This window comes from Pseudomonas sp. BF-R-19 (assembly GCF_019956445.1).
Classification (GTDB): Bacteria; Pseudomonadota; Gammaproteobacteria; order Pseudomonadales; family Pseudomonadaceae; genus Aquipseudomonas; species Aquipseudomonas fluorescens_BH.
Genome location: NZ_JAHBDN010000029.1, coordinates 26033 through 48053, shown reverse-complemented (window position 1 = coordinate 48053; position 22021 = coordinate 26033). Strand labels below are relative to the sequence as shown.

Annotated in this window: 18 protein-coding genes; 14 read left to right on the top strand and 4 right to left on the bottom strand. The window is 61.2% G+C overall.

Features of this window, described 5'->3' with window-relative positions; genetic code table 11:
- The first annotated feature begins 68 nt into the window (after positions 1-68).
- Together KGB28_RS02080 and KGB28_RS02075 are read left to right on the top strand one after the other, a co-directional pair.
- Positions 69-2324, top strand: coding sequence for an Orn/Lys/Arg decarboxylase N-terminal domain-containing protein (locus KGB28_RS02080; RefSeq protein WP_223441780.1), 2256 nt, complete (start codon positions 69-71; stop codon positions 2322-2324).
- A 14-nt stretch (positions 2325-2338) separates the two neighbouring features.
- Positions 2339-2953, top strand: a complete 615-nt coding sequence (locus tag KGB28_RS02075; RefSeq protein WP_223441778.1) for a GNAT family N-acetyltransferase — start codon at positions 2339-2341, stop codon at positions 2951-2953.
- Here KGB28_RS02075 and KGB28_RS02070 read toward each other — a convergent pair.
- Both KGB28_RS02070 and KGB28_RS02065 read right to left on the bottom strand, forming a co-directional pair.
- Positions 2919-3812, bottom strand: coding sequence for a LysR family transcriptional regulator (locus KGB28_RS02070; RefSeq protein ID WP_223441775.1), 894 nt, complete (start codon positions 3810-3812; stop codon positions 2919-2921). The genes KGB28_RS02075 and KGB28_RS02070 overlap by 35 nt on opposite strands.
- Before the next feature lie 88 nt (positions 3813-3900).
- Positions 3901-4128, bottom strand: a complete 228-nt coding sequence (locus tag KGB28_RS02065) for a hypothetical protein (protein ID WP_223441772.1) — start codon at positions 4126-4128, stop codon at positions 3901-3903.
- Between the two features lie 173 nt (positions 4129-4301).
- Here KGB28_RS02065 and KGB28_RS02060 point away from each other — a divergent pair, with 173 nt between their 5' ends.
- Entirely contained in the window at positions 4302-4862 is a 561-nt protein-coding gene (locus KGB28_RS02060; protein ID WP_223441761.1) for an NADPH-dependent FMN reductase, read from the top strand.
- A 23-nt stretch (positions 4863-4885) separates the two neighbouring features.
- On the opposite strand, the gene KGB28_RS02055 is transcribed toward KGB28_RS02060, so the two are convergent.
- Positions 4886-5545, bottom strand: a complete 660-nt coding sequence (locus KGB28_RS02055) for a TetR/AcrR family transcriptional regulator (RefSeq protein WP_223441759.1) — start codon at positions 5543-5545, stop codon at positions 4886-4888.
- A 54-nt stretch (positions 5546-5599) separates the two neighbouring features.
- On the opposite strand from KGB28_RS02055, the gene KGB28_RS02050 reads away from it, so the two are divergent.
- Positions 5600-6703, top strand: coding sequence for a DUF2855 family protein (locus tag KGB28_RS02050; protein WP_223441758.1), 1104 nt, complete (start codon positions 5600-5602; stop codon positions 6701-6703).
- Positions 6704-6861: 158 nt separating this feature from the next.
- On the opposite strand, the gene KGB28_RS02045 is transcribed toward KGB28_RS02050, so the two are convergent.
- On the bottom strand, positions 6862-7812 hold the full coding sequence (locus KGB28_RS02045) for a DUF1853 family protein (RefSeq protein ID WP_223441756.1): 951 nt from the start codon (positions 7810-7812) through the stop codon (positions 6862-6864).
- A gap of 117 nt (positions 7813-7929) precedes the next feature.
- On the opposite strand from KGB28_RS02045, the gene KGB28_RS02040 reads away from it, so the two are divergent.
- The 10 genes from KGB28_RS02040 to KGB28_RS01995 all read left to right on the top strand — a co-directional run bounded on the left by KGB28_RS02040 (position 7930) and on the right by KGB28_RS01995 (position 21697).
- Positions 7930-8820 (top strand): NAD(+) kinase, encoded by an 891-nt coding sequence (locus KGB28_RS02040; RefSeq protein ID WP_008016128.1) that lies wholly within the window; start codon positions 7930-7932, stop codon positions 8818-8820.
- Positions 8817-9791, top strand: a complete 975-nt coding sequence (locus KGB28_RS02035) for a metallophosphoesterase (protein WP_411740566.1) — start codon at positions 8817-8819, stop codon at positions 9789-9791. The genes KGB28_RS02040 and KGB28_RS02035 overlap by 4 nt, the downstream gene beginning before the upstream one ends.
- Positions 9788-10657, top strand: a complete 870-nt coding sequence (locus KGB28_RS02030; protein WP_223441754.1) for a rhomboid family intramembrane serine protease — start codon at positions 9788-9790, stop codon at positions 10655-10657. The genes KGB28_RS02035 and KGB28_RS02030 overlap by 4 nt, the downstream gene beginning before the upstream one ends.
- Before the next feature lie 32 nt (positions 10658-10689).
- Positions 10690-10950, top strand: coding sequence for a YeaC family protein (locus KGB28_RS02025; RefSeq protein ID WP_056727623.1), 261 nt, complete (start codon positions 10690-10692; stop codon positions 10948-10950).
- Positions 10947-11777, top strand: coding sequence for a DUF2797 domain-containing protein (locus tag KGB28_RS02020; protein WP_223441752.1), 831 nt, complete (start codon positions 10947-10949; stop codon positions 11775-11777). The genes KGB28_RS02025 and KGB28_RS02020 overlap by 4 nt, the downstream gene beginning before the upstream one ends.
- Positions 11778-11787: 10 nt before the next feature.
- Entirely contained in the window at positions 11788-14445 is a 2658-nt protein-coding gene (gene pepN, locus KGB28_RS02015) for an aminopeptidase N (RefSeq protein WP_223441749.1), read from the top strand.
- A gap of 1186 nt (positions 14446-15631) precedes the next feature.
- Positions 15632-17458 (top strand): DUF1302 domain-containing protein, encoded by a 1827-nt coding sequence (locus tag KGB28_RS02010; RefSeq protein ID WP_223441746.1) that lies wholly within the window; start codon positions 15632-15634, stop codon positions 17456-17458.
- 11 nt (positions 17459-17469) lie between these two features.
- Positions 17470-18807, top strand: a complete 1338-nt coding sequence (locus KGB28_RS02005) for a DUF1329 domain-containing protein (RefSeq protein WP_223441743.1) — start codon at positions 17470-17472, stop codon at positions 18805-18807.
- A 158-nt stretch (positions 18808-18965) separates the two neighbouring features.
- Positions 18966-20315 (top strand): DUF1254 domain-containing protein, encoded by a 1350-nt coding sequence (locus KGB28_RS02000; protein ID WP_223441740.1) that lies wholly within the window; start codon positions 18966-18968, stop codon positions 20313-20315.
- Positions 20312-21697 (top strand): DUF1254 domain-containing protein, encoded by a 1386-nt coding sequence (locus KGB28_RS01995; protein ID WP_223441737.1) that lies wholly within the window; start codon positions 20312-20314, stop codon positions 21695-21697. Before KGB28_RS02000 ends, KGB28_RS01995 begins: the two co-directional genes overlap by 4 nt.
- Positions 21698-22021 lie beyond the last annotated feature (324 nt).

Below are 22021 nucleotides of genomic sequence, written 5' to 3'. Positions count from 1 at the left end.
TCCTCTGCAACACTCTACCCTGAGGTGATTGGCAGGCTCTGGTCTGCCGCCTCAGGACACTGAGCCTCATGTATAAAGACTTGAAATTCCCGGTCCTGATTGTCCATCGCGACATCAAGGCTGACAGCGTCGCCGGCGACCGTGTGCGGGGGATTGCCCGGGAGCTGGAGCAGGAAGGGTTCAGCGTCGTGTCGGCGGTGGACTACACCGAAGGACGGCTGGTGGCATCGACTTACCATGGCCTGTCCTGCATGTTGATTGCCTCTGAAGACGCCAGCACCCACTCCCATCTGTTACAGAATATGGCCGAACTGATCGGACTGGCGCGGGTGCGTGCGCCGGATCTGCCGATCTTCGCCCTGGGCGAAAAAGTGACCCTGGAAAACGCGCCCGCCGACGCCATGGCCGAGCTCAACCAGTTGCGCGGTATTCTTTACCTGTTTGAGGACACCGTGCCCTTTCTCGCCCGGCAGGTGGCCCGCGCCGCACGCAAATACCTCGATGGCCTGCTGCCGCCGTTTTTCAAGGCGTTGGTGCAACACACTGCCGATTCCAACTACTCCTGGCACACCCCCGGTCACGGCGGTGGCGTGGCGTATCACAAAAGCCCGGTCGGACAGGCGTTTCACCAGTTTTTCGGGGAAAACACCCTGCGCTCGGATCTTTCTGTGTCGGTGCCGGAGCTCGGCTCCTTGCTCGATCACACTGGCCCCCTGGCTGAAGCCGAGGCCCGCGCGGCACGCAATTTCGGCGCCGATCACACCTTTTTCGTGATCAATGGCACCTCCACGGCCAACAAGATTGTCTGGCACTCGGTGGTCGCCCGCGATGACCTGGTGCTGGTGGATCGCAATTGCCACAAGTCGGTGCTGCACTCGATCATCATGACCGGCGCGATCCCGCTGTACTTGTGTCCGGAACGTAATGAACTGGGGATCATCGGCCCGATTCCCCTGAGTGAGTTCAGCCGCGAATCGATCCAGGCCAAGATCGACGCCAGCCCGCTGACCAAGGGTCGTTCGCCGAAGGTCAAGCTCGCGGTGGTGACCAATTCGACCTATGACGGCCTCTGCTACAACGCCGAGCTGATCAGGCAGCAACTGGGCAATAGCGTTGAGGTACTGCACTTCGACGAGGCCTGGTACGCCTATGCGGCGTTTCATGAGTTTTTTACCGGGCGCTACGGCATGGGCACCTCCCGTGATGAAGACAGCCCGTTGGTGTTCACCACCCATTCGACCCACAAGTTGCTGGCGGCCTTCAGCCAGGCATCGATGATTCACGTGCGCGATGGCGGTGCGCGGCAACTGGACCGGGATCGCTTCAACGAAGCGTTCATGATGCACATCTCGACCTCGCCGCAGTACGGCATCATCGCCTCGCTGGATGTGGCGTCGGCGATGATGGAAGGGCCGGCCGGGCGTTCGCTGTTGCAGGAAATGTTCGATGAAGCCCTGAGTTTTCGCCGGGCGCTGGCTAACTTGCGCCAACACATTGCCGCGGATGACTGGTGGTTTTCGATCTGGCAGCCGCCGTCGGCGCAAGGCATCGAGCGGGTCGTCACCGAGGACTGGTTGCTGCAGCCCGATGCCGACTGGCACGGCTTTGGCGGCGTGACCGACGATTATGTGTTGCTCGACCCGATCAAGGTCACGCTGGTGATGCCGGGATTGACCGCCGGTGGCGCCCTCAGCGCGCGCGGGATTCCGGCGGCGGTGGTCAGCAAGTTCCTTTGGGAGCGTGGCCTGGTGGTCGAGAAGACCGGGCTGTATTCGTTCCTGGTGTTGTTCTCCATGGGCATCACCAAGGGCAAGTGGAGCACGCTGCTCACTGAACTGCTGGAGTTCAAGCGCAGTTATGACGCCAACGTCAGTCTGGCCAGTTGCCTGCCCTGCGTGGCACAAGAGAATGTCGCGCGCTATCAGGGCATGGGCCTGCGTGATCTGTGCGATCAGTTACATGCCTGTTATCGCAGCAACGCCACCGCCAGGCACCTCAAGCGCATGTACACCGTATTGCCGGAAGTCGCGATGAAGCCGGCGGACGCCTATGATCAATTGGTGCGCGGTGAAGTCGAAGCCGTGTCGATCGATGCGCTGGTCGGGCGGATCGCGGCGGTGATGCTGGTGCCGTATCCACCTGGCATTCCGCTGATCATGCCGGGCGAGCGTTTTACCGAGTCGACCCGCTCGATCATCGATTACCTGGCGTTTGCCCGCACGTTCGATAGCAGTTTCCCGGGGTTCGTTGCTGATGTGCACGGATTGCAACACGAAGATCAGGGCAGTGGACGGTGCTACACCGTCGATTGCATCAAGGAATGAGGACCTTTCCCAGTATGCAGCCGGTTATAAATCCGAATTTCCCAGGGTTGTCGGTACGGGTTGCCGACGAGGGTTTTGCCGCCTATATCTGGGGCAGTGATTTCAGTTTTGAAGTCGCGGCCTACGGTGCGGCCGAAATAGGCAAGCCGGTGGCACAGTGGCCGGTCACCCCGATCACGCCTTATCGCAAGTGCTACGGCATCGACCCGGAGGAATTCAGCAGCTTTCGCGATGGCGACGACAGCGCGATTTTCATGGCGTATCTGGATGACCAGCCCGTGGGGCACCTGGTGGTCAGCACCAACTGGAACGGCTTTGCCCATATCGATGAGTTGGCGGTGCACGCACCGGCCCGGCGGCATGGCGTGGCCAAGGCCCTGCTGGATGTGGCGCAATTCTGGAGCCGCAAGAAAAAGCTCCCGGGCATCATGCTCGAAACCCAGAACAACAACCTGGGGGCCTGCAGGCTCTATGAACGCTGCGGTTACTTGATTGGCGGGATCGATCATCTGCGCTATCGCGGCATCGATCCGAACACCGCCGAAGTGGCGCTGTTCTGGTATCGATTGTTCGAAAATCCGCTGGAAAACCCGTTCAGTTCGTCAGCATCGCCGCGGCTTGTTCCGTGACGATGGCTAACAGTGCCTGAACCGCCGGAGACGGTTCGGCATTTTTCAGGGTCAGGGCGTAGAGACTGATCGGGACCGCTGGCGCGAGCGGGCAGGCGTCCAGGCCCGAGGCTTTGGCGCCGAGGGCGGTGAAGGGGTCGACGATGGCCAGGCCTTCGCCGGCCTCGACCATGCTGCGCATCATCTGATGCGTCTGGACCCGGGTCTGAATCACCGGGGCAGGGCGCAAACCGTGCAGTTTGTTTTCCAGCGCCGGGCTCAACGGGTCGTGCCCTTCCAGGCCGATCATTGATTGACCGGCCAGATCCTGCAGTGAAATGTATTTCTGTTTCGGTTGCAGCCAGCCATGGGGGGCGAGCAACTGAAGTTTGCCCTGGGCAATCACCTGGCAATCGAGGTCGGCGTGATCGGGGTCATGCAGGCTCAGGCCCAGATCGCTGTCACGCAGCAGCAGGCTTCTGACGATGTCGCGGGTCGGCTGGCTCAGCAGTGTGCAAGGCGCGTCGGGCAGGCGTCGGCGCAGGGCCGCGATGCTGTGTGGCAACAATTGGTTGGCCAGAGGCGGGGTGCAGATGATGCGCAGCGGCGGCGCCAGGTATTGCCTGAGGCTGTTGGCCAGGCGCTGCACCGGTTCAAGCGCATCGTAGACCCGGGCAATTTCCGCCTGCAATTCCCGCGCTTCGCGGGTGGCCTGCAATCGTCCGCGAACGCTGGCGAACAGCATGAAACCCAACTGGTCCTCGGCGTCGCGCAGCAAACGCTCGACTTCGGCCACCGGCAACTGCAGCCATTCGGCGGCGGTGCCCAGGTGACCGGTCTGCAAGAGCGCCTGGATCACTTCGATATGGCGTAAGCGCATGCGTGAAGTCCATGTTCAGCAAGTGGAGGAGTCAGTGGCTGAATCCTACCCCAAGTCCGCGCTTATGACTTCTGCTCATAACGACGGGTTATGAAACGCTGGCGGTTTGCGGTTCGCGGGTAATGGTCACGCCGGTTTGCACCAGCATGAACTCATTGTCGTCGACCTTGTTGACTCGGTCGCCAATGGCCAGCTTGTAGGTGGTGACAGGCCCTGAACCGTCTGCCGCCGGGGTGGAGTCCTGGAACTCGTGCACCGAATAAATACGGCCCTCCGCATCTCTTGCATGGAACTGACCGACGAGTACTGCTGCCATCTTTAGAGCCTCTGGAGATAAATCACTCAATTTGCGGCACTGTAGACCGTACTTGGGCGAGGTAAGTTTTCCTACGGAAAAAAAATAGTCAGGGACGGTGTTTTCGGTCGCCCGCTGCTTGAATCGTCATCTATAACTACAAGCTCTTCCTATCGGACAGTCGAGAAACTCTTATGAGCAACGTCTATACGATCGCCGTCGTGGTCGGCAGCTTGAGAAAGGAATCGATCAACCGCAAGGTCGCACGGGCCCTGATAGAGCTGGCGCCGGCCAATCTCAAGCTCAACATCATCGAAATTGGCGATCTGCCGCTCTATAACGAAGACATCGATGGCGCTTCACCGCCGGCAGCCTACAGCACTTTCCGACAACAGGTGAGCTCATCCGACGCGGTGTTGTTCGTGACCCCGGAATACAACCGATCGGTGCCGGCGCCGTTGAAAAATGCGATTGACGTCGGTTCTCGTCCTTATGGCAAGAGTTCGTGGAATGGCAAGCCCGGCGCCGTTATCAGTGCTTCGCCGGGGGCCGTCGGCGGGTTTGGTGCCAATCACAACCTGCGTCAATCCATGGTGTTTCTGAATGTGCCGATGATGCAGCAACCGGAGGCCTATCTGGGGAACGCCGGTTCGGCGTTCGACGAGGCGGGCAAGTTGTCCGAGTCGGTCAAGCCGTTCCTGCAAAAATTCATCAATGCCTATGGGCAATGGGTCGAACAGCACAAGAAAGATTGATGTTCATTGGCCAGCGCTTTGTCCTACGAAGCGCTGGATAACCGGCTACAAATCATCGTTTCCATTTCCGACAGCCAGGCGGCAGTTTGCTCCGCTGCCGGTTGCGCTGTGACGCAATAGCGGCGACCGCCCCAAGCCATGATCACCCAGGCTTCAATAGTCGGTGCTGATGGCTGCATCGGCAAATCGCGGCAAGCAGCAAAGGCTTCACGCCATTTTTGCGACAGTTCCTCGTACACCCTACGATGATGCTTGGGTTCGGCGATCTGATGCTCGATGAGCGACGCGGCATGGTTGAACAGGGGTTGTCGGGCATCGTCAGGGTCGCAGGTCAGGCACACAAGACGCTTGATGCGAGTTTGCCAGTCCAGGTCGGTTGGCTGGATAACGTCTTGATCCATTTGCGCCAGCAATACATCCAGGCGATGCCGGATGTAACCCGACAGCAGGGCTTCCTTGCTCGGGAAATAGTCATACAGCGTGCCAATCGCCACGCCGGCTTCCAATGCCACTTCCCGGGTGGTCAGCCCTGACCAGCCATCACGCTGCCAAATCCGAACAAAAGCCTCGTAAATCGCCTCGACGGTGAAAATCGCCCGGGCCTGACTCGGCCGTTTCAGCGGCTTGGCGCGGGAATTGAGGATGGGCGAGCTGCCCTTGGTGTTTCCGAACCCACTCTTCATCGGCTGTGATTACTCTTGAGTGACCCGCCACTGTGTCGCAGCAGGAGACCGAACATGCAGGATTTCACCACGGTAACACGGCTGATCACCCGTAAAAACGCCCTGGACCAGAGCCGGATAGAGCGGGAGCAACGTAGCCTGATCCCGGCAGCCGGCGAGGTGATCTTGAAGATTGATCGTTGCGCATTGACCACCAACAACATTACGTACGCGGCTTATGGCGATTCAATGAACTACTGGGGTTTCTTTCCTACAGGCCTGGCGGATTGGGGCCACGTTCCTGCCTGGGGGGTTGCCGACGTCATTGCATCAAAGGTGGATGGCATCGAGGTGGGCGAACGTTTCTACGGTTACTTTCCGCTGGCCAGCCACCTGTGGATGCGCCCGGAACGGGTCACCGAACGCGGCTTTTACGATGGGGCCGAACACCGGTCGGGGTTGACCTCTGCGTACAACCAATACACGCGCTGCAGTTGGGATTTGTACTACAGGCCAGAAACCGAAAATCTGCAGATATTGCTCAAGCCGTTGTTTCTGACCTCATCGATGCTGGCGGACTTCCTGCAGGACAACCGGTTTTTCGATGCGACCCGCCTGGTGTTCTCCAGCGCTTCCAGCAAAACCGCCTACGGCACGGCCGTGTGTCTGGAAAATCATCCGCAACTGGAGCGTGTGGCGCTGACGTCCGCCGCCAACAAAGCCTTTGTCGAAACCCTCGGTTGTTACGAACACGTGCTGCCCTATGCCGAGTTGGCCAACCTCACCGGTGACCGTCCTACGCTGTACGTGGATTTTTCCGGCGACCTCAATCTACGTGATCAGGTCCACCAGCACTTTGCCGGGCACCTGCTCTACAGTTGTTTCGCCGGCTCTGCGCAAAGTACCGATGAGCCACGGCTGACGGCTATCGAAGGGCCACAACCGGTGTTCTTTTTTGCGCCGATCCAGATCCGCAAGCGCAATGCCGAATGGGGGCCGGAAGGGGTCAGCCAGCATATCGGCGAAGGGTTGGTGCGGTTTTTCCAGCGAGTGACCGGGAGCGAAAAGCCTTTGCTGGAAGTCATTGAAAGTCAGGGTTACGAGGCGGCGCAAAGGGTCATTTCCCGCTTGGTCCATGGCCAGGTCCCACCCGTGGAGGGGCATGTGATTCGCTTGTGATGTGATTCGGCGCGGTTGTCCGTTTAGACCGGGTTGGCCCCATCGCGAGCAGGCTCGCTCCCACATTGGATCTCAGTCATACGCAAGTTTTGTATCCACTGAAGATCCCTGTGGGAGCGGGCTTGCTCGCGAAGGGGCCGGCTCAGGCAATACAAAACTCAACCCTGTCCCGGCACATTCGGCCAAAGATCCGCCACCAGAAACAGCCGTTCGGCCTCTTCCCAGTCGCCGCTGGCATTTTCCGTCAGGCGCACCAGCAACTGCGCCGGTGCCAAGGGTTCCAGTTCGTCCAGCCACGCCTGCATCTGTCCGGGGTTCCAGGTGTGCTCCGCCGAATAATGCGCTGGCGCCAGCCAGGCGTGGCGGGGTAGGGGTTGCCAGCGACCGGGCGGGCTTTGGGCCAACAACGCCGGCCAATCCTTCTGGTGCAGCCAGCGACCGCGCAAATGCTGCGGATGGGCCCCCGACGGCGAGGCGGCCTGTCCGGGCCATGGGTACAGCAAGTACCCGCCCAGCCACAATTGCGCGCTGAAGGCTTGAATATCCAGCGCCGCCAGCACTTCACGGCTCTCGGGGCGCGCGGAAATCGGCAATTGATGCTGGCTCAAGTGCGCCAGTTTGCGGTCGAGCCGGTCGTGGCAGCCCGGGCCCAACCATTGGGCGGTGTCGTGTCCGTCGCCGGATTGCGGGCCGAGGTAGAGCTTGATCGCCAGTTCCAGGTGATGCACGCCGTCGCGGTCGCGCAGCAGCATGTCCAGTTCACCCAGGGTGTGCCCCTCGCGGCGAATCGGCAGGTTGGCGGCAATCAGTTCAATGCCCGGGGCATGCTGCACGGCGAATTGCCAGAGGCGTTCGTAGTACAAGCCCAGGCGCCGGGTCCTGGCCTGGGCCAGCCAGTGCAGCAAGCCATAACTGTCCCGATCCAGCTGGCGCAGCCAGTGCTCCAGCCGATCCGGTGCCTGCACCCAGTCGCTGCCGGCCAGCGGGTGGCGCTGCGGCCACGGGGTATCGCCCAGCATGGGCGGCGCGAGGATGACCCACGCCAGGTCACGCACTTCGGGATGGCGTAACTGATGGGGCAGGTGGAGTAAATCCGGAAATAGCATCATCTTGCGAGCATAGCCCGAAACCCGGGCACACCCTTGAAGCTGAAAGGATTTTGTCTACGGGCGGCTTTCGCCCATAATCGTGGTTTTCGCCGCCACGCAGATCCCCGCAGGAGCCCCATGGAGCAATTTCGCAATATCGGCATCATCGGTCGCCTGGGCAGTTCCCAGGTGCTGGATACCGTCCGCCGACTGAAACGGTTTCTGCTCGATCGTCACCTGCACGTGATCCTCGAAGACACCATCGCCGAAGTGCTGCCAGGGCACGGCTTGCAAACCTCGTCGCGCAAGATGCTCGGCGAAGTCTGCGACATGGTCATCGTGGTCGGTGGTGACGGCAGCCTGCTCGGTGCCGCCCGGGCACTGGCCAAGCACAATATTCCGGTGCTCGGCATCAACCGCGGCAGCCTGGGTTTCCTCACCGACATCCGTCCCGATGAGCTGGAAACCAAGGTCGCCGAAGTGCTGGACGGCCACTACCTGGTGGAAAACCGCTTCCTGTTGCAGGCCGAAGTCCGTCGCCACGGCGAAGCCATCGGCCAGGGCGACGCACTGAACGACGTGGTGCTGCACCCTGGCAAATCCACGCGAATGATCGAGTTCGAGCTGTACATCGACGGCCAGTTCGTCTGCAGCCAGAAGGCCGACGGCCTGATCGTCGCCACGCCGACCGGTTCCACCGCCTACGCGTTGTCTGCCGGCGGGCCGATCATGCATCCCAAGCTCGACGCTATTGTGATTGTGCCGATGTACCCCCATACCTTGTCGGGTAGACCGATCGTGGTCGATGGCAACAGTGAGCTGAAAATCGTCGTGTCCAAGGATATGCAGATTTACCCGCAAGTCTCGTGCGACGGGCAGAACCACTTTACCTGCGCGCCGGGCGACACCATTACCGTCAGCAAGAAAGCCCAGAAACTGCGGCTGATCCATCCGCTGGACCACAACTACTATGAAGTCTGCCGGACCAAGCTCGGCTGGGGCAGCAAGTTGGGGGGTGGAGGCGACTGATGCTCGATCCCGCGCGTAGCTACGACCTGATCGGTGACGTGCACGGTTGCGCCCTGACCCTGGAGCACTTGCTCGACCGACTTGGTTATCACAAACAGGGTGGCGTCTGGCGGCATGCCTCGCGCATGGCGGTGTTCGTCGGCGATATCATCGACCGCGGCCCGCGGATTCGCGAGGCGCTGCATATCGTCCACGACATGGTCGAGGCCGGTCAGGCGCTGTGCATCATGGGCAACCACGAGTTCAATGCGCTGGGCTGGAGCACGCCGGCGCTGCCCGGCAGCGGCAAGCAGTTCGTGCGCGAGCACACGCCGCGCCATGCCCGCCTGCTGCACGAAACCCTGACCCAGTTCGAACACCATCCGGGTGACTGGCACGACTTCCAGCAATGGTTCTACAAATTGCCATTGTTCGTCGATGCCGGGCGTTTTCGCGTGGTCCACGCCTGCTGGGACGCGGGGCTGATCGAGCCGCTGCGGGCGTTGTTCCCCAACGGCTGCATCGATGAGCATTTTCTCCAGGCGTCGGCGGAGTCGGGCTCTTTTGCCTGCACCGTATTCGACCGGCTGCTGCGCGGTACGGACATGCGCTTGCCCCATGGCCTGACCATGACCAGCGGCGACGGCCTGGTGCGTTCGTTCTTCCGGACCAAGTTCTGGGAAGACGATCCGAAAACCTACGGCGATATCGTGTTCCAGCCGGATGCACTGCCCGAACCCGTGGCCCGGACGCCGCTGACGTCCACCGAAAAGAACAGTTTGCTGCGCTACGGCATCGATGAACCGCTGTTGTTCGTCGGCCATTACTGGCGCAGCGGCAAACCGGCGCCGATCCGGCCGAACCTGGCCTGCCTGGATTACAGCGCAGTGCTGTACGGCAAACTGGTTGCCTACCGACTGGATCAGGAAACCCGCCTGGATCCGCAAAAATTCGTCTGGGTCGATGTCGAGCGGCCGGAGGTGCTGCAATGAGTGCTGTAGCGGTATTGCGTCTGCCCCTGGCGGTGGACTTGAGCGGGTTCGTCACCCTGCTCAAGCGCATGCAAGTGCCCCATCGGGTCAGCGAGGAAGCTGGCGAGCAGGTGTTGTGGGTGCCACAGAACATCAGTGAAGACGTGCGTGCGCTGTACGAACGGTTTCCGGCGGGCGATCCCGATCAGCAACTGGACATTCCGCTGGCGCAAACCGTCAACCGTCCGGGGTTCGTCGAGCAGTTGAAATACGCCAGGGCCACCGCGCTGGTATTGCTGCTGAGCATGATCGTCGGCGCGATCACCTTGCTGGGTGACAACCTTGAAACGATGCGCTGGCTGACCTTCCTCGAATTCCGCGTGGTCGGCGAGTACCTCCACTTCACGCCACTGGCCGACAGCCTGGCGGCGGGGCAGTGGTGGCGCCTGGTCACGCCGATGCTGATCCACTTCGGCATCCTGCACCTGGCGATGAACGGCATGTGGTACTGGGAATTGGGGCGGCGCATCGAATCGCGCCAGGGCAGTATCAACCTGATCGGCCTGACCTTGCTGTTCAGCCTGGTGTCCAACTTCGCCCAGTATTTCTTCAGCGGCCCGACCTTGTTCGGCGGTTTGTCCGGCGTACTGTACGGCCTGCTCGGGCATTGCTGGATATTCCAGTTGCTGGCGCCGAACCCGGCTTATCGCCTGCCGCGCGGCGTGCTGGTGATGATGCTGGTGTGGTTGCTGCTGTGCCTGTCCGGGCTGGTGTCGATGATCGGCTTCGGCGAAATCGCCAACGCGGCCCACGTCAGCGGGTTACTCATCGGATGCTTCACCGGTTTGTTGGGCGGTTTGTATAACCGCCGTAAACTGGCCGCCTAATTCAGAACATGCAATAAAGAGACGGAGACCCAATGTCCTCTTTTAACGAAATGATCAACAACATCACCCCTGATATCTACGAGAGCCTGAAACTGGCCGTGGAAATCGGCAAATGGTCCGACGGTGGCAAACTCACCGCCGAACAACGCGAGCTGTCGCTGCAGGCGATGATCGCCTGGGAAATCCAGAACCTGCCCGAGGACCAGCGCACGGGCTACATGGGCCCGCAGGAATGCAGCTCGAAGTCGATTCAAGTGCCGAATATCCTGTTCAAGTCGGATGCCATCCATTGATCGAGATTGGCCGCGGTGCAATCAGCAAAATGTCGGCGCGCCTTGACGGGTCGAACGTGCAATACGCTTTCCGTCTGGGCGAAACCGAGGTCCCGGTCAATCCGTTGATCGGCACCACGGTGCGCCTGGAATACCTGGGCGCGATCCACTGCATCCATTGCGGACGCAAGACCAAGACCAGTTTCAGCCAGGGTTACTGCTACCCATGCATGACCAAGCTGGCCCAGTGCGACGTGTGCATCATGAGCCCGGAACGCTGCCACTTCGAGGCCGGCACTTGCCGGGAACCTGAGTGGGGCGAGAAGTTCTGCATGACCGACCACGTGGTGTACCTGGCCAATTCGTCGGGGGTCAAAGTCGGGATTACCCGTGCTACCCAGTTGCCGACCCGCTGGCTCGACCAGGGCGCGAGCCAGGCGTTGCCGATCATGCGCGTATCGACCCGCCAGCAGTCTGGTTTTGTCGAAGACCTGTTCCGCAGCCAGGTGGCCGACAAGACCAACTGGCGTGCTTTACTCAAGGGCGATGCGGCGGCGGTGAACCTGGTCGAGGTCCGCGATCAACTGTTCGACAGCTGCGCTGAAGGCTTGCTCGGGTTGCAGCAGCGATTTGGCTTGCAGGCGATCCAGCCGGTAACCGACGTCGAACCGCTGGAAATCCGCTACCCGGTCGAGCAGTACCCGACGAAGATCGTCAGCTTTAACCTGGACAAGAACCCGATTGCCGAAGGCACGCTGATGGGGATCAAGGGCCAATACCTGATCTTCGATACCGGCGTGATCAACATTCGTAAATACACGGCTTACCAGCTCGCCGTGCATCAGTAAGGACTCCAGCATGCGCACCGAACAACCGAAGATGATTTACCTCAAGGACTATCAGGCGCCCGAATACCTGATCGACGAAACGCACCTGACCTTCGAGTTGTACGAGGACCACAGCCTGGTCCATGCGCAACTGGTGATGCGCCGCAACCCCGAGCGTGGCCCGGGCCTGCCGCCGCTGGTGCTGGATGGCCAGCAGCTGGAACTGCTGTCGGTTACTCTGGCTGACCAGGAGCTTTCCGAGGCGCAGTATCAGCTGACCGAGAATCACCTGACCCTGCATCCGACCAGCAGCACCTTCACGGTCGACACCAGCGTCCGGATCCACCCGGAAACCAACACCGCGCTGGAAGGCCTGTACAAGTCCGGCACGATGTTCTGCACCCAGTGCGAGGCCGAAGGCTTTCGCAAGATCACCTATTACCTCGATCGCCCGGACGTGATGAGCACCTTCACCACCACGGTCGTTGCCGAACAACACAGCTATCCGGTGCTGCTGTCCAACGGCAACCCGATCGCTTCCGGTCCCGGTGAAGAAGGCCGGCACTGGGCGACCTGGGAAGACCCGTTCAAGAAGCCGGCGTACCTGTTCGCGCTGGTGGCCGGTGACCTGTGGTGCGTCGAAGACAGCTTCACCACCCTGAGCGAGCGCAACGTGGCGCTGCGCATTTACGTCGAGCCGGAAAACATCGACAAGTGCCAGCACGCGATGAACAGCCTGAAGAAATCCATGCGCTGGGACGAAGAGGTCTACGGGCGCGAGTACGACCTGGACATCTTCATGATCGTCGCCGTGAATGACTTCAACATGGGCGCCATGGAGAACAAGGGCCTCAACATCTTCAACTCCAGCGCCGTGCTGGCCAAGGCCGAAACCGCCACCGACGCCGCGCATCAGCGGGTCGAAGCGATCGTCGCCCACGAGTACTTCCACAACTGGTCGGGCAACCGCGTGACCTGCCGCGACTGGTTCCAGCTGTCGCTCAAGGAAGGCTTCACGGTGTTCCGCGATGCCGGTTTCTCCTCGGACATGAACTCGGCCACGGTCAAGCGCATCCAGGACGTGGCGTACCTGCGCACCCACCAGTTCGCCGAAGACGCCGGCCCCATGGCCCACGCCGTGCGCCCGGACAGCTTCATCGAGATTTCCAACTTCTACACTTTGACCGTGTACGAGAAAGGCTCGGAAGTGGTCGGCATGATCCACACCTTGCTCGGCGCCGAAGGCTTCCGCAAAGGCAGCGACCTGTACTTCGAACGCCACGACGGCCAGGCCGTGACCTGCGATGACTTCATCAAGGCGATGGAAGATGCCAACGGTGTCGACCTGACCCAGTTCAAGCGCTGGTACAGCCAGGCCGGTACACCGCGTCTGGCGGTAACTGAGTCCTACGACGCCGCCGCGAAAACCTACAGCCTGACCTTCCGCCAGAGCTGCCCGGAAACCCCGGACAAGGTACAAAAACTGCCGTTCGTGATCCCGGTCGAGCTGGGCCTGCTGGACTCCAAAGGCGCGGCAATTGCCCTGCGTCTGTCCGGTGAAGCCGCCGCGCAAGGCACCTCTCGGGTCATTTCGGTGACCGAAGCCGAGCAGACTTTCACCTTCGTCGACATCGCCGAACAACCGCTGCCATCGTTGCTGCGCGGCTTCTCGGCGCCGGTGAAACTGAGTTTCCCGTACAACCGCGACCAGTTGATGTTCCTGATGCAGCACGACAGCGACGGCTTCAACCGCTGGGATGCCGGCCAGCAATTGTCGGTGCAGGTGCTGCAAGAGTTGATCGGCCAGCAGCAGAAGGGCGAAGCGCTGGTGCTCGATCAGCGACTGGTGTCGGCGCTGCGCACGGTGCTTTCGGATGAGTCGCTGGATCAGGCCATGGTCGCCGAAATGCTCTCGCTGCCAAGCGAGGCATACCTGACCGAGATCAGCGAAGTGGCGGATGTCGAAGCGATTCACACGGCGCGTGAATTTGCCCGCAAGCAATTGGCCGATGCGTTGTTCGAAGGTCTGTGGCTGCGTTATCAGGGCAATCGCGAACTGTCCAGGCAGACGCCGTACGTGGCCGAAGCCGAGCACTTTGCCCGCCGCGCGTTGCAGAACATCGCGCTGTCCTACCTGATGCTCAGCGGCAAGCAGGAAGTTGTGGCGGCGACCCTGGAGCAGTTCGATTCGTGTGACAACATGACCGAGCGCCTGACCGCACTTGCCGTGTTGGTCAATTCACCGTTCGAAGCCGAGAAAGCCAAGGCACTGGCCAGCTTCGCCGAGCACTTCAAGGACAACCCGCTGGTCATGGACCAGTGGTTCAGCGTCCAGGCCGGCAGCGTGTTGCCCGGTGGTCTGGCACGGACCAAGGCGTTGATGCAGCATCCGGCGTTCAACATCAAGAACCCGAACAAGGTGCGGGCATTGGTCGGTGCGTTTGCCGGGCAGAACCTGATCAACTTCCATGCGGCCGACGGTTCCGGGTATCGCTTCCTGGCCGATCTGGTGATCGAGTTGAATGGCTTCAATCCGCAGATTGCTTCTCGGCAGTTGGCGCCTTTGACTCGCTGGCGCAAGTACGACAGTGCTCGTCAGGTTTTGATGAAGGGGGAGCTGGAGCGGATTCGGGCTTCGGGGCAGTTGTCCAGTGATGTGTTTGAAGTGGTCAGCAAGAGTTTGGCTTGATCTTGGCTTTTGAACTTGGCGGCCTTCGGGCCGACCAGGTTCTTGGTTGATTGAGTACATATCTGTTTCTGCGGTAATGGCGGCTGGCGGTTTCGCCCTTACGGCGAGTCACTTTTTTACAAGCGCCTAAAAAAAATAACCCAAAAAACGCTCGCCCCGAACGTACGGCCCCTCGCCTCGGCTCGGGGTTCCTTCGCTCCGGCATTCATCCGGGGGCATCGCCTCCGGTCGGCTTCGCTCGACCTCCTCTCGATGTGTTCGACTGCGCCGAACGGCGCTGCGCGCCTGCCCCCGGATGAACGCCTCCACTCAGCCTGCCGAGGGGGCGGGTGGATCAAGATCAAGAGCTGCAGGCGAGCTAACGCTCGGCCTGATGAGTGGTGAAGAGCGTGGGTGTACGCCGACCTGCTTTTGCTCTTCTGTGGGAGCGGGCTTGCTCGCGAATGCGGTTGATCATTCAACATCTCTGTTGGCTGACACTGCGCTTTCGCGAGCAAGTCGAATCGTCGCACCGCCGCTCCCACAGTTGACCAGTGTCAGGCGCAAAATCCGTGTACAACCACGTCCCCTGTGGGAGCGAGCTTGCTCGCGATGACGGCCTGTCAGCCAACTCAATTCTCAAAGGCGAACGAACCCCGCAAACAGGCCGGCCGGTAGGCCGCCTCGCTTTGGCTTTGGCTTTGGCTTTGGCTTTGGCTTTTGATCTTGATCTTCTTGCCCCCTCGAGAGGCCGAGTGGAGGTTCTGCGCAGTGGGCAACCCGGCATGGATGCCGGGTTAGCCGCCGCTGGCCATGGATGGCCGATGGCGGCGGGCCCACGGAGCAGGACCGGAGCGAGGGCATGCCGAGCCTTGGCGAGGCACCGAACGTAAGGGGCAAAGCGCTTTGGTTACTTTCGCGCTTTTCGAAAGTGACCCGCCGTAAGGGCGGAACCAATAGCGGCCGTAACCGCAGCAACGGATATGTACACCCTCAAAAATCCATATCGCCTGCCAAGCAGCCATCGCGAGCAGGCTCGCTCCCACAGGTAACCGCATCCGCAGTAACGGAGATGTACACCTTAAAAACAAATACCGCCTGCCCCGCAGATCCCCCGATGATTATTTTTTGTCGGCCATCGCTTGCGTGTCGTGGCCGATAGTTGGGCACCGTGTCCAGGCTGAGCAAACCTGACCGGAGCCTAATAATGATAAAAAAACGCTCGGCCACAGCCGGAGTCCGTCCGCGGCTTCACCGGCTTGGCCATACTCGCCCGCAACCCCTTGCGCTGGCGATTCTTGCCGTACTGACGGGGCCAACGTACGCCACCACATTCGACCTCAACGAAGACTGGAGCCTGTCGACCAAGACCAGCCTGAGCCTGGGCAGCAGCTGGTCGACGCAAAACCCCGACAAAAGCCTGATGACCCGCGCCAACGCCTTGCAGGCCCAGGGCGTGAACGCCAATGGCACCAGCGTCAGCGCCGACGACAACCGGCTGAATTTCGAGAAGGGCGACACCATCTCGCAACTCTTCAAGGGCCTCACCGATGTCAGTCTCGATGGCCAGGGCCAGGGCGCGTTCATTCGCTTCAAATACTGGTACGACCACGCCTATGAAACCGGCAATGGCCGCTTCAAGGATTTCGACGATTCAGGCTGGGACGACCTGGCCAAGTTCAAGGGCTTCGAGGTGCTCGATGCGTACGTCTGGAAAGACTTCCAGGTGGCCGGGCATCCGCTGAACGTGAAGGTCGGCAACCAGGTGTTGTCCTGGGGCGAAGCGCTGCTGATCCAGAACGGTATCAACGTGATCAACCCGCTGGACATCTCGGCGTTCAACCGTCCCGGCGTGGAAATCAAGGAAGGCCAATTGCCGGTGGAGATGGTCTCCTTCAGCTTTGGCCTGACCGACAGCACCAACCTCGAAGGTTTCTACCAGTACAACTGGCGCCCCAGCGTACTTGACGGTTGCGGCACTTTCTTCGCCAGCAGCGATGTGATCCAGCCGGGTTGCGGGCCGCTGTTCCTGAGTCAGGTACAGACCGATCAACAGATGCAGGCTGCGGGTTTGTTCGCCACGTCCCGGGGCAACGAATCGCCGTCCGACAACGGCCAGTTCGGCTTCGCCCTGCGCCAGATGATCCCGGCGCTCAACGATGCGGAAGCGGCGATCTACTACATCAACTATCACTCGCGGTTGCCGTATTTCACCATTAACGCCAGGAACACCGCCTTGCCCGGCACCTTCCCCGGTGGCATCCAGGGGCCGAGCTATGCGGCGGCTTTCCCGGAAAACATTCACCTGTACGGCATCAGCCTCAACGGCGTCGAGCCGGTCACCGGGATTTCCCTGGCCGGTGAGTTGAGCTACCGACCGAACATGCCGATCGCGATCAACGCGCCCGACGTCAACGTCGCCGTGATTTCAGGGCCAGGGGGCAGTTCCTGGGTGCAGTTGCCGCCCGGTTTCAGCACCACCAATGGCAGCCAGTTCGATGCGTGGGAACGCAAGGGCGTCTGGCAGTTGACCGGTTCGGCCACCCAGGCCATCGACAACGTGCTGGGCGCCACGCGCCTGAGCCTGTTCGGTGAAGTCGGGGTCGTGCACATCGACGATCTCGGGGACGAGCGCCTGGGCCGTAACGCCGCGTTCGGCCGCAGCGCCCCGCGCAACGGCACGCTGTGCAATACGGTGGCTTCCGGTGTGACCAACCAATACTGCACCGACAAGGGCTTTGCCACCGATTGGTCGTGGGGTTATCGCCTGCGCGCCAGCCTCGAGTACAGCGATGTGTTGCCGGGCATCAACCTGATTCCGGCCGTCAACTGGCGGCATGACATCTCGGGCTATTCCTACGATCCGCAAGGGCCGTTCCAGGAAGGCCAGCAAGCGCTGGGCGTGAGCCTGACCGGCGTCTACATGAACGATTACAGCGTGGAACTGGCCTACAACGCGTTCTTCGGTTCCAACGACTACAGCACCCTCGACGACCGCGATTTCGCATCCGTCAGCTTCAAGGCAGACTTCTAAGGAGAACCGTTATGCGTATGCAATTGTGCGTGCTGGCCCTGGCTTGCACCGTCGGCCTGGCCCAGGCCAAAGGCACTGATTCGGCGGCACTGGGCAAGACCCTGACCCCCATGGGCTCGGAAATGGCAGCCAATGCCGACGGCAGCATTCCGGCCTGGACCGGTGGCCTGGCGAGCAACGCCGGCACCGTCGACAGCAAGGGCGGCTACAGCGATCCGTATGCCGCCGAGAAACCGTTGTTCACCGTCACCGCGAAGAACGTGGCGCAGTACCAGAAGTTTCTCAGCCCGGGCCAAGTCGCGTTGTTCAAGCGTTTTCCCGACACCTACAAGATGAACATCTACCCGAGCCATCGCAGCGCCAACCTACCCAAGGAGGTGCTGGCGGCCAGTCGTGAGAACGTCGCCAAGACCAGCATGGCCGATGGCGGCAACGGCGTGCATGACTACGCCAGGGGCATTCCGTTTCCGTTGCCCACCGAAGGCCTGGAGGTGATGTGGAACCACATGACCCGTTATCGCGGCGGCAGCTACGAGCGCATCAGCAGCGCCGCGCTGGTGCGTGAAAACGGCGCCACCAGCTATGTGCGCAACCAGTCGTTGATCAACTTCGCCGACACCGTGGGCGGGCTGGAACCCAACTCGAACATCCTGTTCATGTTCAAGAGCCGGGTGCTGGAACCGGCGCGTCTGTCCGGCGAGGCGGTGCTGGTGCACGAGCCGATCGACCAGGTCGCCGAGCCGCGTTCGGCCTGGCAATACCTGCCGGGGCAACGTCGCGTGCGTCGTGCGCCGATGATCGCCTACGACAACAGCGCCCGTTACAGCAACGGCCTGATCACTGCCGACAACATCGATGGCTACAACGGCGCGCCGGACCGTTTCGACTGGAAACTGGTGGGCAAGCAAGAGCTGTTCATCCCTTACAACAGCTACAAGATCGGCAGCCGCGACCTCAAGTACGACGCCGTGATCAAGCCCAACCACGTCAACCAGGACCTGGCCCGCTACGAGAAGCACCGCGTGTGGGTGGTGGAGGCGACCCTCAAGCCTGATGCGCGGCATATCTACGCCAAGCGCCGGTTCTATGTGGACGAGGACAGTTGGCAGATCGCCCAGTCGGACCAGTACGACAGCCGCGGTGAACTGTGGCGCAGCGGTGAACTGCACGCGATCCAGCAGTACGACCACGGCTTCACCTACAACGTGCTGGAAACCTCCTATGACCTGATCTCCGGACGCTACTACGCCGGCGGCCTGGCCAACGAAGAGACCGAGCCGATGCGCGTGGGCTTCGCCGCCAAGACCGACGACTACACCCCGTCGGACCTGCGGCGCTGGGCCAAGTAACCATTCGCCAATCCACCGCAAATCCAATGTGGGAGCGGGCTTGCTCGCGAAGAGGGAGTGTCAGGCGACTGCAATGTTGCATGTCACACCGCTTTCGCGAGCAAGCCCGCTCCCACAGGGATCTGTGTGTGCTGATGTTTTGCTACAGGAGATCTACCGTGCGCTACTGGATATCCGCTCTGGCCCTGGGCGCGAGCCTGGGCACTGTTCACGCCGCAACCCTCGACCGACAGCAGGCGAAAGCCCTGGCGCAGGAGGCCTACGTGTTCGCCTACGCCACCGTCGAACACGACAAGGTGCTCAGCGCCATCGCCGCGAAACTGCCGTTCAACCGGCTCTACAGCGAACCGCGCCTGCTCGGTCCGCAAGACAACAAAGTGGTGTCGCCCAACAACGACACCTTCTACTCCCGCGCCTTGCTCGATCTGCGCAGCGAACCGATGGTGCTGGACGTGCCGGCCGTGCAGGGTCGCTACTACAGTTTTCAACTGGTGGACATGCGCACCGACAACCTCGACTACATCGGCACCCGCGCCACGGGTGAGCAGGCGGGGCGTTACCTGATTGTCGGGCCGGACTGGAAGGGGCCAATACCATCGGGTTTCAGCGCGGTGATTCGCTCGCCGAGCCGGCTGGTCTTCCTGTTGGGACGGACCGAGGTCAAGGGCGAAGCGGATCAGAAAGACGCCGCGCAAGTGCTGAAGGGCTACGCCTTGCAACCGCTGTCCAAAGTGAATGGCGGCGCGACCCCTGAACCGTTGGCACCGCTGCAACTGCCGGCGTATGCGGACACCAAACAGGGGCCGGCGCAGGCGCTGTTCAACACCTTCAACGCGCTGGCTCCCTTGCACCAATGGACCGCCAGCGAACAACAGAAACTGGCCCGTTTCGCCGCCATCGGCGTGAAGCCGGGGATCGAATTCAAGGCCCCGGAAGACTTGAGCGAAGCCGTCGCCCAAGGCGCCGAAGCCGGTCGCGAGCAGGTACGCGCAGCCTCCAGCCAGCTATCGGTGGAACAACAGGGCTGGTTGCCGTCGCCGTCCAACGTCGGCAAATACGGCGACGATGACCTGACCCGTGCCGCGGTCGCCTGGCGCTACATCTACGCCAACGATGCGGTGGAAGCGTTGTACCCGATGGCCTTGCACGATGCCGAGGGGCAGGCGCTCACCGGCCAGCACGCTTATCGCCTGCATTTTTCCGCCGGGCAATTGCCACCAGTGAATGCGTTCTGGTCGCTGACCCTGTATGACGGCAAAACCCAGTTGCTGGTGGCCAACCCGATCCAGCGTTATGCCTTGGGCGACCGCAGCCCTGGTCTACAATACGATGCCGACGGCGGCTTGACCCTGATCCTGCAAGCCGATGTGCCCAAGGCTGCGCCGCAGGGCAACTGGCTGCCGACGCCGCAAGGTCCGTTCAACCTGCTGTTGCGCCTGTACCTGCCCAAGGGCGGGGCATTGGACGGGCGTTATCAGTTGCCGACGATAACGAGGATCGAATCATGAACCTGATTTTCACTCGCCGCCGGGTGCTGGGTGGCATGGGGGTATTGGGCGGCAGCCTGATGTTTCCGCGCTGGTTGCTGGCCGCCGATTCCGAGGACCTGCGGCAGATTGCCAAAGAGGCGTGGATTTACGCCTACCCCATGCTCATGCATTACCAGACCATGGAGAAACAGGCGCTCAACCCGTCTGCGCCGGAGTACGTCGGCGGCTTCAACCGCTTTCGTCATTACAGCGAGTTGTTTACCCCGAACAACCGCGACATCGTCACGCCGAACAACGACACGCCGTACTCCTGGGCCTGGCTCGACCTGCGCAGCGAACCCCAGGTGTTGAGCGTGCCGGCGATCGATGACGAGCGCTATTACGTGCTTCAACTGGTCGACCAGTACACCCACAACTTTGCCTATGTCGGCGTGCTCAGCACCGGTCGCGAAGCGGGGAACTACCTGATCGCCGGGCCCGACTGGCAGGGCCCGACACCGGACGGCGTCAAGGCCGTGCTGCGCAGTGAAACCGAAATCGTCATGGTGCTTGGGCGAACGGGCCTGAAAAACGCCGAGGACCTGCCGGCGGTGCGTGCCTTGCAGCAGCAATACGGTTTGCGTGCGTTGCATGAATACATCGGCAGTGCGCCGCCCGTGGCTGCGCCAGCCATTGACTGGCAACCCTGGGACAGCAAGACCGGGTTGGGGCCGGAGTTCATCGCGACGCTGAACCAGATCCTCAGCCTGTGCCCCACGCAACCGTCCGAGCAAGCCTTGCGTGCACGCTTTGCCCGGATCGGCATCGTGCCCGGCCAGGGTTTCGACCCGGCGACGTTGCCGCAGGCCACGCGCCAGGCACTGCTCGCCGGGATTCAAGACGCCCAGGCGCAACTGCAAACCGCGGTGAGCCAGGTACGCACCACCCTCGGCCTGTTCGGCACTCGCGAAGCGCTGAACGGCAATTACCTCAACCGCGCAGTCGCGGCGAATGTCGGCATCTACGGCAACAGCGTGGAAGAGGCCTTCTACACCGGCACTCGCCTGGATAATCAGGGACAACCCTTGCAGGGCGGGCGAAGCTATCGCCTGCGTTTCGCACCGGGTCAATTGCCGCCGGCCAGCGAGTTCTGGTCGCTGACCTTGTATGACTTGCCGGACCGGCAACTGGTAGCCAACCCGATCAATCGTTACTGCCTGAGCAGTCGGGATCGTTTGCAAGAGGATGCGGACGGTGGGTTGACGTTGATCCTGCAGAACACGGCTCCGCCTGCGCAGAGCAACTGGTTGCCGACGCCAGCAAGCGGGGCGTTCACCCTGGTCCTGCGCCTGTATGGACCCGGGCAGCAGGTGGTCAATCAGCGCTGGCAAATGCCGGTGGTTGAAGTGGTGTCTGCCTGAACCGCATCGCGAGCAGGTCGGATCGCCGCACCGTCGCTCCCACATTGGATCTGTGTCGTTCACACATACTGTGTACAACCTGGATCCTTGTGGGAGCGGGCTTGCTCGCGAAAGCGGATTGTCAGTCAATGATGATGTCGGATCTGACGGCCCCTTCGCGAGCAAGCCCGCTCCCACAGGTACTGCGTTTATCCTGTGAATCACAGGTGAACGAAGCCAGCAACCAGGCCGGCCGGTAGGTCGCCTCGCTTTTGCTTTGGCTTTTGATCTTCTTGCCCCCTCGTGAGGCTTCGTTCCGGTTCTGCGCAGTGGGCAACCCGGCAT

Bases quoted from the DNA above. Each gene is read 5' to 3' on its own strand.
- KGB28_RS02080 (WP_223441780.1), top strand. From the start codon at position 69: ATGTATAAAGACTTGAAATTCCCGGTCCTGATTGTCCATCGCGACATC.
- KGB28_RS02075 (WP_223441778.1), top strand. From the start codon at position 2,339: ATGCAGCCGGTTATAAATCCGAATTTCCCAGGGTTGTCGGTACGGGTT.
- KGB28_RS02070 (WP_223441775.1), bottom strand. From the start codon at position 3,812: ATGCGCTTACGCCATATCGAAGTGATCCAGGCGCTCTTGCAGACCGGT.
- KGB28_RS02065 (WP_223441772.1), bottom strand. From the start codon at position 4,128: ATGGCAGCAGTACTCGTCGGTCAGTTCCATGCAAGAGATGCGGAGGGC.
- KGB28_RS02060 (WP_223441761.1), top strand. From the start codon at position 4,302: ATGAGCAACGTCTATACGATCGCCGTCGTGGTCGGCAGCTTGAGAAAG.
- KGB28_RS02055 (WP_223441759.1), bottom strand. From the start codon at position 5,545: ATGAAGAGTGGGTTCGGAAACACCAAGGGCAGCTCGCCCATCCTCAAT.
- KGB28_RS02050 (WP_223441758.1), top strand. From the start codon at position 5,600: ATGCAGGATTTCACCACGGTAACACGGCTGATCACCCGTAAAAACGCC.
- KGB28_RS02045 (WP_223441756.1), bottom strand. From the start codon at position 7,812: ATGATGCTATTTCCGGATTTACTCCACCTGCCCCATCAGTTACGCCAT.
- KGB28_RS02040 (WP_008016128.1), top strand. From the start codon at position 7,930: ATGGAGCAATTTCGCAATATCGGCATCATCGGTCGCCTGGGCAGTTCC.
- KGB28_RS02030 (WP_223441754.1), top strand. From the start codon at position 9,788: ATGAGTGCTGTAGCGGTATTGCGTCTGCCCCTGGCGGTGGACTTGAGC.
- KGB28_RS02025 (WP_056727623.1), top strand. From the start codon at position 10,690: ATGTCCTCTTTTAACGAAATGATCAACAACATCACCCCTGATATCTAC.
- pepN (WP_223441749.1), top strand. From the start codon at position 11,788: ATGCGCACCGAACAACCGAAGATGATTTACCTCAAGGACTATCAGGCG.
- KGB28_RS02010 (WP_223441746.1), top strand. From the start codon at position 15,632: ATGATAAAAAAACGCTCGGCCACAGCCGGAGTCCGTCCGCGGCTTCAC.
- KGB28_RS02005 (WP_223441743.1), top strand. From the start codon at position 17,470: ATGCGTATGCAATTGTGCGTGCTGGCCCTGGCTTGCACCGTCGGCCTG.
- KGB28_RS01995 (WP_223441737.1), top strand. From the start codon at position 20,312: ATGAACCTGATTTTCACTCGCCGCCGGGTGCTGGGTGGCATGGGGGTA.